Here is a 17248-nt window from a genome sequence, read left to right on the forward strand (position 1 = left end):
TAATGTATCCCTCATTTGTTCGCGCTTATTCAAAACGATAATCCCCTCGCTCGGCTTCAGGTCGCCCTGCATGCTCAATACCGTGATAACGCCCTAAATTCACGGTCAGAAATTGCCGGTTATCACTGAGCTTGCCCCCTTTTAGCCCTAATAACCCTGTTCGTCCCAATTGAATACGCGACGTTTTTTGTAAACGCGGCTCGGGAAGCACTCTCACGGGAACTGTTAGTTTTAAGCGCGCATCGCTGCGGTACCCCAAATACACGCGTAATAGCACTAAAAGGTCGGCATGCAAATGTCCGCCCGGCAACCAGCCTTGTGCCTCTTGGGGGTGGTGTGTGGTGAGGGAGATTAGAATTCGGCTTGTGGTGTCGCAGGCGGTTTTACCCAGTGTCGCCCGCGTTGCCAATGAAACACGTTGATGGCGGGCTAACCCCGTTCGTTCGTCGACGGGGACTTTAACGACATCGTATTCATTAATGACCGCCTGAGTATTCGGTGCCAGCAAAGAGACCAGCGCTTTGACCCCTTCGCTGTTGCGTGTGGGTAATCGCATGGTGCTCAGCAAGGCTAAAAAGCGTGATATTGGCGTGGCGATCCTCTCCGCACTGCCGGGGATCCCCAAGCCAATCAATCCCAATAGACATTGAGAAGTGGCATCCGTGCCTCCGGCTTCAAAGGTCGCGGGATACGCATATTTGCGCCAGATACGGTAATACTGAGTGGTGATACGGTGATTAAAAATATCCAGAAATTCCGTTAAGGCTTCCGTCCCCTCCACACCTTGTGCGATATCATCGAGATAACTGGTCGGTAACGGTGAATCGACGCCGTACAACCCTAAAAAGTTGGTGCGAACCGTTAATGGGAGTTCGAGGTTGTTCGGGTTTTGTTCCACCGTGCGAAGTTCACCCGCCGGAAATCCCATACCCGGCCAAGGACGAAACCGTAGTGGATCATCTTTAATGTCGTTAGTGGTGCCGAGTAGTGGCGATTGCGGTGCGGCTTTTTCCAGTAATTGGCAAAAACGGTAGAAATTCGCACGCCAAATCGTCGGCTCAATGTGTTTTATCAGCCGGGTACGTGTTGACTGTGATTCTCTTTCCATCTCAGGCGCTTTCCTGTGGGTTGAATAACAAGGGTTAATTGGTTAAACAGGTGGATATCCGCATACAGCGAAAAAAAGCGCTGAAGCATTTCGCCAAATAAATTGATATCCCCCTCACCTGCGAAGTTATTGCCGTTTAGCGTGATTTCAATATCGACCCCGCGCATCATGTAGCCTTGTTCGAAACGGCGTATCAACGTGTGTTTCACCCCGACAATGGCTTCCAGTCGGCGACGATTCATTTCATCATCGGTCCAATCATATAGGGCCAAAGTGCCGCGAAGCACTTCCGGGTTATCCATCATACTTAAAAAGTTAGATCCCAGATGGCTCATCACTCGCCAGTGAAAACGGTCGTTCGCTGGCGGATATAACGGAATGGTCGGTGCGGTAAGATTGCGGACTGTCACTGGCACTTTACCCGCTTTTAATACGCTATCTAGCACTGTGCTTTCAAGGGCTTTACGGGGGAGTTGCCCATTGGTGCCAGTTAAACGAATGGATAATAGCTCAGGCTTTTCGGCAAGCTGAGCCAGTTCAAATTCTTTACCGCCTAAAATCAGCCACGTATCGTAAAGACCGGAGGGCCCACGTTTAATGCGGGTATGAAAATAGCGTTCAGGGGCATCATGGCGCATCATGCCCCCACGATGACGAAAACTGCTAAATGGCACGTATTTCGGTTTACCATTTTTAATTGAACCGTGAATGCTGTCTACGCTGTAAATTTCGGTATGGCCGTCTTGTAATCGCAGGGGACGAAGCAGGTATTCATTCTCCAGTGGATTGACGGTTAACGGATCACCTTCCAACGGAAAAAGATTGATGACCGGCGCACAATGCAACCGGAAGTTCTCCGTTTCAAAAGGTAAATCTGCGGACCAGGTTTCATTGAGCACGATATCAATTTCAAACCAGGTCGTCGTTTCCGTAAACTTGGCTTTCTCTAATCCCTGTAACGCCAAAAACATAAATTTATGGCGAAAACTAAAGTATTCCAGCAACAGCTGATACCCACTAAAGGCCGTATCCCCTTTCGGCCATAAATGGTCGTCATCGGTAAACCCCATCGGTTTAAACCAACCGTCAAAGGGAATACGTTCTTCGCCTGTTTCTGCATGGCGAAGGTACATGCCATGCACTTGGCGCGTCATCGCAAGGTGTAATGCGGAACTGATCGGCGCATCTGCACTGAGAAAAATCGGTAGGTTATCAAGGTAAGTTTTCGACCAATCCACTTTTTCAGGGCAGGCAAAGCGTAAGCGAATGGTGGAACGCCCATTTGGTTCGGTCTGTAATTGGGCGTTGGCAATGGAAAGTGGGCGTAATAACACATCTTGCGTGGTGCGGTACTGGCAACGCGTGCGCTGGGCGCTGATGGGTCTTGAAATCACGCCAAACCCCTCAGGTAGGCATTCAGCTTGGCGTAAATGTTGCCACTCTGGCGCAAATTCAACAATAGACAGTGATGGGATGGTGCGCAAATAATGGGGCCACAGTAAGCTCACCAGTCCTTCTGTCAGCTCAGGCAGGTCATCATCCAGTTTTTCCCGTAAGCGCCCCATCAAAAAGGCAAACCCCTCAAATAAACGTTCGACATACGGGTCGTTCGCACCGGGTTTATCTAAGTTGAGCATCGCCGCTCTATCAGGGTGTGCATTGGCAAATTCTTTACCCGCTTCTTTCAGGTAACGTAATTCAGCTTCGTAATAGCGTAGCGTCAAATCATCCATTTTAGGACTTCCTAAAACCTATTAAAAAATGAAAATAGCGGAGGCTCTTGACCGAGCCTCTCATCAATTAAGTCAACGTGGGTCAACAAGGTCACCCACAACATCGGAGGTATTCAGAAAGATATTATTAGGCAAGCGGAACTGCTGGAGTTTTAACAAGGCCAGTGGACCACTGTCGAGTTCACTGCGTAAAATAAATCGTAATGTTTCGCCCCCTTTCGTGCGCCACACCAACTGATAACGGCTACTGTCGAGTTGTGTAACTTCGGCTTGCTCTAATAAGCGTATCAATCCCCAATTACCTTGATAGTTTGCGTAGATTTGCATTCCCGAACGCACACTTTGCCAATTGAGCGTCACGCCCGGATAATAGCTTTCCCCCGGCCAGATAAAACTTTTCCAACTTTCCATTTGGTTGAAGTAATCCAGTTTTTGACCATCAAGAACCAGCTGAACTTGAGCGACACCTTTGGACGGTCTCGCCATCAATTCAAATCGAATATTGGCATCACCTTGTGCAAACACAATGTCAGCGATATCCGCCAACTGATTAATGGCTTTGAGGAATTCCGGGTTGATGGTTAAGCCTTGGCTCATCGACGGGTCTACCACCCAGCGATTGCCTTCTTTATGGACAATGCCCCCCAGATTGCTTTTGATGAATTGATCTATACGCCCTGAATCACTACGTAAGAATTGGGCAAGTAACGGCAATGACGCATCACTCCCTGTCGCTTTGAACGGATAACGTCCAGCAAAGGCTTTGTTCCATTGCGCCACGATGGTAGTTTGCCAACGGGTATTAAGGTTATCAGACGCAGGAGCCAATATTTGTCGCCACGCTTGTTCTAACGGCTGCACAAACAGAGACTGCCCAAAGCTGTTCCATTCTTGCCCTAAACTGGCTGCCACTAAGTTGCTGTAATCCAAGGTGTCAGTTAAATCGATAGTTTTACCTTGAAAAACCGTTTGCGCTAACATTTTTGCCATCGCTTGCGGATCTGACGCATTACTCACTTGCTGTAATTTCAGACGGACTTGGGTGACACGAGCCAGCCACGATTGGAAACTGAGATTGCCATTTTTCCCGGTACCATCCTTACCGTCCATCATCTCCAGGATCGGACCAAATACGTCATCCAGCGGGCCTTTAGGCGCTTGGTTTTGTTCAATAAATTGCTTAACGTGCTTTTTCTTGTCTAGCAATTTCACCGCAGAATCCACAATATTATCGGCAAGCGCCTCGGTTTTTTGCCCCGTCTTACCTTGCCACGCTAAGGTGTTCATTAACGCCACCAGTGGGGATTGGCGTACATCAGCTAACACATTCAGCTGCGCAATCACTTCCGATAACGAATCCGCTTGGTGCCATTGAATGCTGTTGATCATATTGAGCCAACTGTTACCGAAGTCCACGAAATAGCGCTCTGTGAGTCGGGCTTTTAAAGCTTCGGGTGAGACCTCGTTATCCACCGCTTGGGTCTTATCGGTTAATACCCAGTCGATTTCATTACGGCGTTTATTGACGACCTCATCAATGGCGGCTTTGACTTGCTCTTCCCACGCCTGCCGGGTAAACACGCCAGGGACTATTTCATCGGTGCTAAATAACAGTTGTGCATCGGTATCACCCACCATGTCCATTAAGGTTAAATCGGGCCAATTGCTGGCAACTTGTTTTAAGACTTCTTGATACAGACCCGCTTCCGCATTTTGTTGACCGATTTGTTTTAACAAAATCTTACGCGTGGTGTTTACCAAGGTCATGTCGGGTTTGAGAGACAGTTCAGAATGCTTAGGAAGATTGTCTGCCCAGAACTGAAATAGCGATGGGGCGAGATGTTGCCATTCCCCTTTCGAAACGCCACTACGTTCAGGCCAAATCGTCAAGAGATTTTGTGTGAGCCAAGTGGTATCAACGTGGTCGGTTGAAGCTAACATCAGATAGAGTTTCAAGGCGTTGTAGGCTAGCTGTGTATTTTGTTCCCGTGCACTGCTCGCTGGCGGTAATGCGACATACGCCGCTAATTGCATTTTTAGCTCATCCATCGTCGCGGCTTTCATTAACGCTTGATGATTTTGTGTATATAGCGGCCAGAGCCTTGCTAAAGTTTGGCTGTCTTGATTTAACCCAAAACGGGTGTACCACGGTGCCCCATGCGTTTTACGGTATTGCAGACGGGCAATGTCTTCTTGAAGCACATACTGATTTTTCAAACGCTCCCCGAGTGGAACTTGTTTATCTGCGGCAATGCGAGCGGTTTCTTCTGCATGCCGAATAGCGGTTTGGTTCACGATGAATGACGTGATTGCGCCTGCACACCACAACAATAATAAGGTGAGGATGGTAACCTGAGCGGCTTGCCTTGCATTCCAACCTAATTTTTTGGCTTTGAGGCCGGATGCGGTATTGAAGAAGGTTTGCCAGACGGATGAACTCCCAAGCGCATTACTCTGGCGGTGAGGAAAGCGTTGCTCCGCGCTGAGGATCACCCCTTGAACCTGTAATGAAGCATGCCCTGCCATGATGTGTTGGAGTAATGCTCCCAATTGAGATTGGAGTTGTTTTTGTAACTGCTCACTGATACGCAATAGCCAACTCTGCTGAGGTGATTGCAATAGCACTTCCATGCCCGCGTCCCGCAAAGATGTGACTAAGTCAGTTAAATCTGCGACGGCCTGTTCAGGTGTTGCCCTTGACTGAAAAACAGCACCAATGGGCGATGATGTGCCACTTTCTTCCTTCCATAGCGACTTTTCAATTAACCATAACCAAACGGGCACACGCCAACCCAGCGATGAAGACAGCTGTTGATGGCGGCGTAAAACATTATCTCGCTCAACCTGCGTAGGCAGAGATGGTAAGTCAAACACAAGAACACAACCATCTAATGGACGCGTTGGGCTCACGGCTTGGATTGATGAAAGATACTCATCACTTAAACTTTGTTCTGGTGCTCCACCGTAAAATAACACCACGCCATCCTGTTCTTGCCAACCCTCTTGCTTTAATCCAGGGGTCGCGAATTCAATCTCCGCATCTTGCCCTTGAACCAACAATAATTTGACCTTGCGTCGCCAAAAGCGCCCATAGCGTAATCGAAGGTGATCTTGTATCGCATTGGCATCAATGACCGCCTCACCCTGCTCGTCATCGAATCCAATCACGGAGGCATTTTTTGATAATTGCTGTTGCTTATTTTTACCCCATTGAACATACAGCCCGGATTTTCCAGAGAGCATAAACAGCTTTTCGGTGATCCAGCCCAATAGCAGAACGAATACAGCGACCAAACAACTCACGGTTAAAATGCGATCGCCCTCATAAGGGCCTAATCCGAGGGATGACGCCATCGATTCAGGAAAAGCGTAAAATAAGAAAGCCACAATGATAATTAAAAAAATCAACACGACGGCGGTGGCACCCATCAATGTTTTTACTTTCACCTTAGACATGTCTTGTGCTTTCCTTATTATTGTCTGTTTGGCGTGAAATCACCGTTATCCAAATTTCGTCATCTTCGTGCTTAGGTTGAATTGCTATCAGCTGGGCAGCAGAAGCATTGTCTTGGTTCAAACTGGCCTCGGCTAAGGCCGTGGCTATCCAAGGCGCCGTTTTTCCTGTATTCCCTAGAACCGGGTCAATCATTTTATTGGCCTTGCTCATGCTAAATTGCAACTGGTTGTGTTCGCAGGCTTTGCTCCAGTCCCCCTCTTCGTCTACTGACTGCCCTGCAACCCATGCCGCAGAGATCGTTTCAGGGGGGACATTTCCCCATAACATGGCTTGAGATAAACCTTGAGACAGATTGTCATGGCCACTTTTTTCTGGGCGATGAAAGCGAGTGGTGCAAGGGATATCGTGGATTGGTCGATTGCTCAAGAGAATACAGCCGATGGCCTCACCGTCATCATCCACAGGCTTCGAGTTATATCCAATAGATACAATCAGTAATAGGGAAGGAATATCCCAACGGGTATCTAACCATGCATCGATGGCCTCTAGTCCTTGCCCCGATATAAGACGAAAAACGTGTGAGCTTTGTTTTTTTAAGGTTTCCAACAAGATTGACTCAGTTAGTGGCTGTAACGCACTATCGATTTCCAATACGCAGTAACAAGGGATATCATCGGGGATTTTTTGTAATATCGGTTGAATTTTTACTGCGATGTTATTGATGCAGTCGGTGAGCATCAACATCGAGTCTGGCTGGTCAAACGCAGCTAAAGGCGCATAACGAAGAGGCTGAGAGCCTGAACGAGAAGGTTGTAACGCCACAAAGGGAACCGATTTGTTGATCGCTTCAAGGCTACGATTTGCACCTTGCCCCGCAGGCGTTTCAATATAAGCATCCAATAAATAGGCGAATCGCTGACCGCGTTTGATTTCAGATTGGATCAGTGTTTCGCGTTCGTCATTCCACGTGCTTGCAGCCACCTGTTGCATTTTATACGCCATCCGCCGCGCACCGAAGGCTAAACCCCAACCACAAATAGGTAATCCCACGGCAGTAAACCAAAAAATTAATCCCGTTCTGTCTTTTGTCCAAAACCATAAGGTCAGCGCAAAACCCATAAATACGATAATCAATAACGCCACTAACCAGCGGCGTGTATTAGGACGAGGCACTTTCGTGGCAGCAGGCGGAATGGTGTTAAGCCAAACAGGCATGTCAGCCTACCTTGGCAGGGGAAAAGGAGCTGATTAAGGTGCAGCCGCAACCGCATTTATGCCCCTGAAAAGCGACAGGTATCCCGTTATCGAGGTAGTTAGGATTGCCTTCAATGATGGTCGTGGGACCATGACCTTTTTTCGGGCAAGAAACCTGATCGCCTTTGCGTGCCACCCCAATGCCCCCGAATTTCATGGTATCAGAGCCCGTTAGCACGGTGCCACCGTGGGTGGTTTTATCCCCTTTACGAATAATTTGTTGCATGGTTTAGTCCTTAAAGATCTGACTGAATTATTTAATAACGAAGTGTGTATTCACTATATTTATTTCATATGATTTTAAACAATGCTTTACTGAGCCTTATTAATATCGATGCCATTATGGATAATACTGATTTTTCTTTGCATTAATATTTAGGCAGTTTTTCCAAGGGATGCCAAACATCGTTGTAGAATAATGGGCTTTTGACAAAATATTTACCATTAGCTCTTTTAATGGTAAATTGTGGTGGGTTTTCGTCACACTCATCCTCATTATTTTTATTGTAAATCAATTCAATTTCATTTTTATTGTGCTGAATGTCATAATTTCCATCACACCGAAAAAGTTCATGCCAAGATGATATGGATAATTTTGCCGTTCTATTGTCAATAAAATTGAACGTCCAATTAATAAAAGATGTGTTACCATCATTTAATTTTTCACCTGTATATTCATATGAGTACGCACCGTGGATGTTTTGCACCGAATAAGATGAAAAAGAGACGGCCATTAATAATGCCGCTGTATAAATTCTATTTAGCAACCTGCTATTCCTTTTTAATTACGTTATTTATTATATATTACACGCTTGACTTTAGATTGACGCTTATACCTAACCTTGCTGTATCGTACACTAATTTAATTGACAAAATCACCTCAACCATTTAATCATCAATGTGATGATTTTCCTTATCTTGAAATTTTCGCAAAAAGACTTCGATATTAAGCTGTAATATACATGTCTTCAAGAAAGATGATTATTGAACTGAATATAAATATTCAGGGCAACTGCTTTCAACATCGTAACCGAGATAGTAGTATAATTTAAGGTTGTTAGGCTTATTTTTATCATAAAAGTAAAGCCCTTCCGTGCTTAAGCAAGTCGCAAGCTTTAAAGTGTGATTATTATAATTTACAGTGAAACTTGATGGATCTTGGGCAGTGAAATGGATTTTCACCTTGTGACCCTTATCATAAATATAGGCAAAAAATATACCATCACTATCGTCATGTAGTTTCTTTTTGTAATTATATTTAACTAACGGTAAATTATTTATCAAATTATATCCATCATTTCCTTTTTCGGTTTTTTGAAAGTCATTCCCATTCATATTGTAACACTTAAATTCACTGTTGTTATATTGATTATTTACACAAGCTGTAACCATTTTATTGTTTAAGTCATTTTCAGTTGAGTACAGTATTTTTTCATTTGGTGAATAGGAAAAAAAACCAATGCTTAATGAATTATCATTCATCGCATAAGTCATGCCGCTAAATAATAATATAATTAATAGTTTATAGTTCATATGATTAAACTCCCATTTTAATAAAAGATTTATGCACCATCATCCGACCAATGCGGTTCATCAACAACTAATTTAATGACCCCAAAAGATGCCCCTGCATCAAAAAGATTTTTCAAATTTTTAATTGGAACGTTTGCACCACTGCCGTTAATCAAGCTTTTTCCAATTATATTCGTAATCGTCATATCAATAGCTCTTCTCTGGGTGTGCCTAGAGGTCAATGATGGTTTATATTTAATGACATATGCCCTATCCATTTGCTGCGCAGCTTTTTTTGCTGATGCTAAATCACCATTGTGCGTCCAATCAATATTGACTCCTTCTTTTTCTGGAACTTTACTCGGGTCAAAATTTTCCCGCGAGATGGCATATGCATAGTGCATAAGGTAAGCGCGTTCTGGTGGTCTGAATGTGGCAGAAATTCTTACATTTCCCCCTGCATCTCTTATAGCTTGTATAAAGCGGGTGACAGAGGAAGAAAAATCAGGTGTCAAGTCATTAACATCGACGCTTGTCGGAAATCGACTAACCCAGTGTACGCCACTAGGTTCTTTTATTTTTATTGTATTATCCTGTTCAGCGAAGCATGTACAATTATTTATTAATTGTTGGCCTTCCGATATAAGTCTATTTAATCTAACAAGCAACTCATTTCTTGTTATTTTACCATCACTATTACCGTCTTTTGTGTCTATACTTTTATTCGCTTCATAAAAGTTTTTTCCACTTAATTTGTCTTTTTCTACACTGTACATAATGTAGTCGTTATCTTTACCCACAGCTTCAGGACAAAAAATATACAAATAAATATCTTCAGGAGATTTAACTCTGTTCAATATTAATTTATTGCAGAGAAAATATAGTTTCACAACATCTAGTTGCTCCAATTCATCCATTAATGCAAGATCTTGTTTTGTATATCTTTTGTTATTAATGTTATTTATCTGAGTTATTGCTTCACCTGTAAATTGAATTAGACCTACGGCATTATTTTTAGCAATCGAAGGATCCGAGATTATATTTTCTCTAGGTACTCCTTGATATCTTTTTTTTGTTTTTCCACTTGAATCAGTATATGGAAGTAATTTTATCACTGAAGATGAAAACGTTCTTGATGTTTCCGCTGCAATACACGCCATTAAAACATTGGCATAATCATACTTTTTCTCCTCCCCCCATAGTTCAGAACAGATTCGTAAAATTTTTCGTCTAAATTCGCATCCTTTGGTGTTTCCAAGTTTTTCTGAAACAGTTTTACCCCATATTAATTTGACGCATTCATAATCTGTTTTAATTGCCGATAAAAAAACTAACGGATGCATATGCCACACTTCAGGACCGATTTTTTCATTAGTCACATCCTGCATCCAAACCATACTATCAAGAAACTCTTCGCTGTAAGAACGCCATAAGGGCGCTTCTTCACTGAGTATATTTAAAAATTTTTGCCAAACACTATCGCTTTTCTTGTAATACCAATCACTAGGGTGTTTGACTATGGTTTTATTGACGATATGGGAAAACATCGGGTTATGAAAAGCGCGGCGGTATTCCTCGGGTGAGTAAGTTTCTTGTTTATCCGATTTAATCTTATTAATTAGTCGCTGATAATTATGGGCGATAATTCCTTTTTGCGGCACAGAGGAACCCGTGATTTCGGCTTTAATATTTTCATAAACTGAGCTGATAAATTCGACTTGGGGTTGCACATGACCATTTAAGTGGTCAAATGCATCTGCATTTGCAACTAAGGCTTTAAATCCTAACTCTGCAAGGTCGCATTGGGAAAGAAATTTTGAGTATTGGGCGATATTTTCTTTAATAAGTTGGTCTTGATGCCCCATAGCCCCGAGCTCATTTGTTTTTTTGCCTAATGCTCCGAAAGCTGACTCTTGTAATTTTTTCTTGTCAGTTTCGTTGAGCTCATTTAACGTTATTTTCGGTATTGCCCCTAAATATTCTGGTAGCAAGTAAAACTCTTTATTATCTTTGCCTTTTTCTGTTTTTAACTCACTCAGTTTAAATATTTTTTCCCACTCAACCACGCGTTCTGTTTTTATAAAATCATCACCTTGCTTGTCCCACAGCATTAAATCGGGCAAACATTTTAAATACAGGGGCTTATCATGCCCAATCTTTTCTGGATTTTGCAAAAATTGAGGCAAATTGTCATCGGCACTAAAACACTCTATATGGACTTGATAGCGTGAATCAATCCCTTGTTCTTTAGGCGCTTGATAGAAGCCCATATGGCCAATACTATCGCCTGCCTTAATGGTTGTTGGTGTCGTTAAACTGACCACCTTATCAAATTGCATCATTTCTTTGGCAGGGCTGACTAACTGTTGCCACCAACTCGGCTCTATCTCAGGCAAAATGTTATTGTTATCCACCAACGTCCAACATTGGTCTCCCACGTTTAATTTTGATGTGCCTGCTATTTTTTCAATTGTCACCAAGCCATAAAGTCGCCCATTCACTGCTTTAAGCTGGCGTTGACTATCATGTTTATCCCAAGAAACAATGGAGCCTTTTGGTAGCGCGTCTAATTTGTTCTGGTCTTTATAAGTATTCGTGCCAGCAACCGCTTTCCATTCTGGTGAATAAGTCGGCAGCTTATCTTGTGTAATCCATGAGGGATTGGCTTGATAGGCGGAATATGGAGCAAGGTGCATATAGAGGGTATAAAAGTGCAGTCCGCTCTTTTGTGTTTCACCTGGTTGGATATAGTGGCGCACCAATACAAATGAACCAGATAAATTTAAATTACCGTTTTTCCAACCTAGAGGTAGATAATCTTTATTCATTCTATAGGCAACGATTTCTCCATCCGCCATACAGCGAATAGCTTGCTGCCCTTTATAAGGAATAGGGAAACTCGCCTTTTCGGTGATGGCATTACCACTTAAGGCACACCAAGGCGTAGTCGCATTGGTAATATGGATACCGCTGTGCCACATTCCATTACGACCCAACAAGTAGTTCCCTGTCGATTCCCCGCTCACATGCGCCATGATTTCATCTAGGTTTGAAAATTCTTGACCACGTTCATTTTTAGGGATAGGAAAAACAATCTTTATATTTTTGTTACCCAAAATTTTATTATTCTCAGTATTCTTTTTTTCTGGATTCGACACGGTACCGTTAGTTGTATTACTGTTTTTATCTGCCATTACAATTCCTTAAATACTCGTTGATTTTTAACCATCCCCTTAATCATGCAATGGGTGCTTTGTCACTAACTTCTGTATTTCAATGTCCGTCACATCAAACTGCAATGTTTCACATGCGATATCGCTTCCAGATCCTGGAACAAGGTAATTCGCGGCTTTGATGATGTAATCGCCTGATGAACCATGTTCAACACCTTGTCCGCTCAATTTTAGGTATGAGCCGCCGCCGTTAAGGGTCAGGGTTTGCGGTGTCGATATCACAATTTCATCTTCGCTGCTGGTGATGGTGATTTGCTGCTGGGCAAACAACTCCATCGTATTGTGTTGGGCACTAATTTCCACAGCGCCTTGGTTTGCAATGATTTTCACTTCTTCTTTGTGTGCAAATAACCCTAATGCTTTTTCAACAGCGACGGATAAGTTTTGCATCGCGCCCATATCAAGATGCTGCCCTGCGTTAACCATCGTGTTACCTAAACTATTTAATTGAAGGTGTTCACCAGACGTTAATGCAATTCCTTGCGGCGCACTGGCAAGTAACACGGCGGATTGTAACTGCTGTAAACGAGAATCTAAGAGGTCGATTTGCGATTGAACATCTGCGGCGAGTGCACTCGCTTTTTCCGCTGTTTGAGACAATGTTTGCATCTGTTGGTTAGCTTGCTGGATTTGCTGCACCGCTTGGGTCATGTCCAGTACATCCCCTTGAGCTTTTGATTGCTCATCTGCACTGATAAACACCCCTTTTCCTGCGCGGATTGCACCGTGTTCGTCAGTACGTAATTCAAACCCTGCTCCGCGCTGTTCTCGCTGCGCATTAACCAAGTGACCTAGATTGAGTTGGGTCTTGCCATACTCCGTCGCCAGTTTGATATGTTCTTCCTGACGCTTATCTTCCATGCGCAGTTTGTTATTGGCTGGGGTTCTCAGCACATTGCGGGTATGATTATCGCGTGTTACGTGATCGGGATGTTCAGAGTCATGCTGCGCATAAGCAATATACGGTCGGTCAAGGTCACCACCGTCAAATTGCACCGACACTTCAGTCCCATCCAATAAAGGTGCATGCCATCCATAGGTATCACCTGCATAAGGCTTGGCTAAACGTAGCCATAAATAAGCAAATCCCGCCTCAGACGACTCTCTATCAAAATCCAATTTCACTCGATAGCGCCCGAATTCATCGAGCCACGCATAGGTATCGCCTTTTTCGCTACTTTCTACTCGCGCGGGCAATGTTCCGGCAATGATAGGCCGAGGGAGTAAAGGAGGTCGGAAGCATAAGGTTTCACGGTAGAGTTGCCCGGTAAACTGCACCTGAAGGCTAGCATCTCGAGCGCCATGATGGCGAACATGGGTGATTAACACACCGTCTTTCGCCAGCTGAGGAAAGACACCAGTCATTTCTAAGACTTGACCAGGCGCCAGCATTGGGCTGGTCGACTGCCCCGACACCCACGATTGGGCATTAAGAATGCGTTCATGGCGTAGTTGAGAAAAAAAGGCACCACTTTCTGGGGTATCAATATCACCGACATTCAAGAAAGGTTCCGCATAGTGGTACACTTCCCCTGTAGTGACTCCCTCAAACCCTGAAATTGCTTCAGTGCTATCTTGAGGCGTTAATGCCTGACGGTAGTTATAATCACGGGTTGCGACCCCCTCACTAACCACCTGATGCGAAATTTGCAATCCCCAGACACTGTCTTGCCCATTGTCACTCATACCTGATTCATGGCGATAAGGCAGTGAGACGCCAAACTGGTAGTGTTCTTGGGCGTCATGGAAAATCACTTTATCCAATTCTAATTGAGTGTCCATTTCCATACGCCAATAAATGCCGACTTCAGCAAGAAGTCGTTGAATAAAGGCTAAATCCGTTTCCCGCCACTGGGTAATCAGTTCTCTGACCGGATATTCACGAGAAAGCTGAAACTCAAAGTCTGCCCCCTCCAAACCATGACGGCGCAGTACTTTTTCAACCACTTCCGTGACCGATTGATTTAAATACACTTCACTGCGTTTGGTGTACTGAAGTAAGGCAATACGTGGCATTAATATCAAGCTGTACCGCGTTTCATCCGTAGACGTTTTCAGGTGTTTGAATTCACTGATAATCCCATACACCGTTCGTACCGATTGATTAGGAAAACTGGGCAATAATGACGTTTGATAGGTAAAGGCCCCCGACTTCAGTAACATCTGCTCGGGAGTGATATGTGCATTGCTGCACGTTACTGTCACTTCATACCGCCAAGGTTGACTGAGGGCCTCTTCAGATTCAAAGCTCAGTACATCTAAGAAATCAGAACAGTCCTGAACCGTTAAATGATAACGGGCGTGAGAAACTGCGTTCTTCACCGTTTGTGTTAATGCATTGATGACTGAATTAGGCATATTCTATTCCCTCAGAAATGGACACGAAGTGAAAGTAAAGACGAGGCGATTACACTACTGACAACAATTGATTGAGCCATGTTTGACCGCCCCAAGTGATGGCGGTAATACCAATAAGCAACAATGCACTCCAAAACCCGAAAGAGCGCATCAATTTTAGACTGGATTTTTGATGATACTGGATAACTAACGGCAAAGTAGACTCCGGCGGTGATATCTGTGCAGTCAGTTTATCCATTAATAATTTTCGCTCGGGACTTAGCGCTTCAGTTGTAGCCTCGTGGGCGCTAAAACCGAGCATTAAGACGCGATGGAAGCAGGTTAATACGGCATCGTTCGGTTGAGCCTGCCCCAACACTGAGCGAATACGATCCCATAATGCTTCCCCTGCATCCAACGATGAAAAATAGCGCGCTTGTAAGGGGGCAACTCGCCAAGCATAGAATGCGTCACCTTCTTCATCACCCCGAGCCAATAGTTCCATCGCGGTTTTATCCAATAATGCACACTGTGCATAGATAATGTGCTCAATATTCTCGGGAGCTAGTTTTGTTTGGCCCAATGCACTTTTTACGACATCAATTTGTTGACAACACGTATCGTAAAGGGACTCTGAATCGTGGTCATACCGACCGTATTTTAGCTGGGTCACCATCAACCAGGTTTTTGCCATGAGTTTATCGATATCGATGTATTGGTTCATGAGCGTAATACCGCAAACAGTTCTAGCTCTAAGAAACCAAATAAAGATGGCACATACAGCATACAGACACCTTCTTCCAACATTTCACGCATCTCCGGAGCCTCCATATCCAGCGCAAAGTATTGGTTTTCCATGCGCACAGGGAGTGCCGCAGGCACTCGGTCAACCGGTGTGAGTGGAATACCATTTAATGCTTTACTGTAAAGTGTATTAACCGTATCAGGCGCACCAATTTTGCACAGCGTTGGGAATTTTTCGGCAATTTCCCACGCGGTTTTATCAGAACGAACAGACAGATAAAAATCCGCTTCCTCTCTAAGCCTGAGGTCATGCAATGAAGCTCGCCAAGTTTGTGGGTCTGGGTGCGTCATTTCAAGCGCAATCACGCGTGAAGGCAAGCTGGTTTCTAACAAGGTACTGAGCAAGTCAAACAAAGGTGGGAACGTATTTTCTAGGTCGTCATGGACATAGGCAGGAATGGTTGCAAGATCATGCTCTAACGAAAAGGTTAATAAACTCCCCGCCAGACGCGTCAATTCAGCCCAAATGATTTCAGGGTGGCGCTGTGGGTAACGTTCATAATTCATCAGAACATTAGCATGGGAGTTTAAGGCGTTTAACAACCAAAATAAGGAAACATCAGCGACGGCAAAATCGGCTAAACGTTCATTGCTTTCTCGACGCATTGCCATCAGTCGTTGGCAACGAGAGCGTATTTGCCGATTCAGCAAGGCTAACCGTTCTTGTAGCTCTCGACTCGCAGAAAATTGAGTCATCGGAGGAATAAACTTTCTATCTATAATCCACCCTCCCTGACCATCACGAGTTAGACGCGCAATGGGACACGTTTGCCAAGCTTCATTATTTTCATGTTGAAAACGAATAGCGATATTAAAGCGAGCAACGGCCATGGATTCATCATCTTGACCAAATAAGTCCGACACATTCACCCACTCTTCACGATAGCGTAACGCGCGTTCTGAAAAAGCCCCTTTTTTTTGAACATTCACGATCCCTTGCTGGAGAAGTGGCAATGCTAACACAATAACAAGACTGTCTGTTTGAGATAACGCGGCTGAATTTAATTCTCGGGGCTCAGGAGTGATATCACTGACTTGCGTATCGACTAATGCCCCATCAGGTAACCATGCCCTTAATTGGTGAACTTGTAAACGACCAGACGACAAGAGCGATTCGTCAAGTTCCACTGTTTCTATCCTCCAAGTAAAGGGAGAGGATAAACCTGAAACACCTTGGTTTGTAAAGTCTTCCCACTGAGCTTGTTGTTGAAATTGTTGCGGAGAGAGCAATGCCCCTTCATTCCATAATGGGCGGTAAATTTTCATTTTATGATCCTTTTAAGCAAAGATAATCGGCATGTTAACTCGTTTTTCTAATGCGACACGAAGGTGAGATAGGCGTTCAACAACTCTCGAAAATGAAATATTTCTAATATTTTGATACGCTACCGCCCTTAGCTGTCACCCAAAGCCCATAAGGTTAAAATAATCTATTGTTGTCCAAATAAATCAATCCAGATTAATAAAAATGCCATTTTAAAACGTCCGCCCCCCATCAAATGATGAATTCGATTGATAGACAGACTGAGATTAAACGACCATATCCTAAATACACTATTCAAATCATAGGGATTAACGGATAAGCCAGCAATTATTTTTATTAATTTACCTTATGTAATGATAAATACGCATAATAAGCGTTATAGACTAGCTGAACTAGAAATAAAATGTATTGTAAGGTAACAGAATGAAATACTCTGGAGTGAAGACGAACTTAAGAAGGTATGTTAGCGCATTCAATGCTGTGTTGTATGTTATCAATTAGAAAAATAACGTAAGAAAATTTAATATATTATACCTATACTATGAG

Annotated in this window: 11 protein-coding genes; all 11 read right to left on the reverse strand. The window is 43.9% G+C overall.

Annotated features, from left to right (window positions below; translation table 11 throughout):
- Positions 1-25: 25 nt before the first annotated feature.
- The 11 genes from tssG to tssK all read right to left on the reverse strand — a co-directional run bounded on the left by tssG (position 26) and on the right by tssK (position 16704).
- The gene (gene tssG / locus O7C57_RS13915; protein WP_269723251.1) at positions 26-1108 is read right to left on the reverse strand and encodes a type VI secretion system baseplate subunit TssG; all 1083 of its coding nucleotides are present in this window, start codon (positions 1106-1108) and stop codon (positions 26-28) included.
- Positions 1072-2841 (reverse strand): type VI secretion system baseplate subunit TssF, encoded by a 1770-nt coding sequence (gene tssF, locus O7C57_RS13920; protein WP_269723252.1) that lies wholly within the window; start codon positions 2839-2841, stop codon positions 1072-1074. The genes tssG and tssF overlap by 37 nt, the downstream gene beginning before the upstream one ends.
- Positions 2842-2913: 72 nt before the next feature.
- A complete protein-coding gene (locus O7C57_RS13925; protein ID WP_269723253.1) occupies positions 2914-6297 on the reverse strand; it encodes an ImcF-related family protein in 3384 nt (1127 codons plus the stop codon).
- Entirely contained in the window at positions 6290-7513 is a 1224-nt protein-coding gene (locus O7C57_RS13930) for a hypothetical protein (RefSeq protein WP_269723254.1), read from the reverse strand. The genes O7C57_RS13925 and O7C57_RS13930 overlap by 8 nt, the downstream gene beginning before the upstream one ends.
- A 1-nt stretch (position 7514) precedes the next feature.
- Complete coding sequence (locus O7C57_RS13935; RefSeq protein WP_006662537.1) at positions 7515-7778, reverse strand: PAAR domain-containing protein; 264 nt, start codon at positions 7776-7778, stop codon at positions 7515-7517.
- A 142-nt stretch (positions 7779-7920) separates the two neighbouring features.
- Positions 7921-8319: a hypothetical protein gene (locus tag O7C57_RS13940; RefSeq protein WP_269723255.1), complete on the reverse strand. Its 399-nt coding sequence runs from the start codon at positions 8317-8319 to the stop codon at positions 7921-7923.
- 214 nt (positions 8320-8533) lie between these two features.
- Complete coding sequence (locus tag O7C57_RS13945; RefSeq protein ID WP_154635743.1) at positions 8534-9085, reverse strand: hypothetical protein; 552 nt, start codon at positions 9083-9085, stop codon at positions 8534-8536.
- A 29-nt stretch (positions 9086-9114) separates the two neighbouring features.
- Complete coding sequence (locus O7C57_RS13950) at positions 9115-12258, reverse strand: hypothetical protein (protein WP_208852752.1); 3144 nt, start codon at positions 12256-12258, stop codon at positions 9115-9117.
- A 39-nt stretch (positions 12259-12297) separates the two neighbouring features.
- A complete protein-coding gene (locus tag O7C57_RS13955; RefSeq protein WP_154624585.1) occupies positions 12298-14655 on the reverse strand; it encodes a type VI secretion system Vgr family protein in 2358 nt (785 codons plus the stop codon).
- Positions 14656-14704: 49 nt separating this feature from the next.
- Entirely contained in the window at positions 14705-15358 is a 654-nt protein-coding gene (gene tssL / locus O7C57_RS13960; RefSeq protein ID WP_196714075.1) for a type VI secretion system protein TssL, short form, read from the reverse strand.
- The gene (gene tssK / locus O7C57_RS13965) at positions 15355-16704 is read right to left on the reverse strand and encodes a type VI secretion system baseplate subunit TssK (protein WP_269723256.1); all 1350 of its coding nucleotides are present in this window, start codon (positions 16702-16704) and stop codon (positions 15355-15357) included. Before tssK ends, tssL begins: the two co-directional genes overlap by 4 nt.
- Between the last annotated feature and the right edge of the window lie 544 nt (positions 16705-17248).

The sequence above is a fragment of the Providencia sp. 21OH12SH02B-Prov genome, assembly GCF_027362595.1.
Classification (GTDB): domain Bacteria; phylum Pseudomonadota; class Gammaproteobacteria; order Enterobacterales; family Enterobacteriaceae; genus Providencia; species Providencia zhejiangensis.

Bases quoted from the DNA above. Each gene is read 5' to 3' on its own strand.
- tssG (WP_269723251.1), bottom strand. From the start codon at position 1,108: ATGGAAAGAGAATCACAGTCAACACGTACCCGGCTGATAAAACACATT.
- tssF (WP_269723252.1), bottom strand. From the start codon at position 2,841: ATGGATGATTTGACGCTACGCTATTACGAAGCTGAATTACGTTACCTG.
- O7C57_RS13925 (WP_269723253.1), bottom strand. From the start codon at position 6,297: ATGTCTAAGGTGAAAGTAAAAACATTGATGGGTGCCACCGCCGTCGTG.
- O7C57_RS13930 (WP_269723254.1), bottom strand. From the start codon at position 7,513: ATGCCTGTTTGGCTTAACACCATTCCGCCTGCTGCCACGAAAGTGCCT.
- O7C57_RS13935 (WP_006662537.1), bottom strand. From the start codon at position 7,778: ATGCAACAAATTATTCGTAAAGGGGATAAAACCACCCACGGTGGCACC.
- O7C57_RS13945 (WP_154635743.1), bottom strand. From the start codon at position 9,085: ATGAACTATAAACTATTAATTATATTATTATTTAGCGGCATGACTTAT.
- O7C57_RS13950 (WP_208852752.1), bottom strand. From the start codon at position 12,258: ATGGCAGATAAAAACAGTAATACAACTAACGGTACCGTGTCGAATCCA.
- O7C57_RS13955 (WP_154624585.1), bottom strand. From the start codon at position 14,655: ATGCCTAATTCAGTCATCAATGCATTAACACAAACGGTGAAGAACGCA.
- tssL (WP_196714075.1), bottom strand. From the start codon at position 15,358: ATGAACCAATACATCGATATCGATAAACTCATGGCAAAAACCTGGTTG.
- tssK (WP_269723256.1), bottom strand. From the start codon at position 16,704: ATGAAAATTTACCGCCCATTATGGAATGAAGGGGCATTGCTCTCTCCG.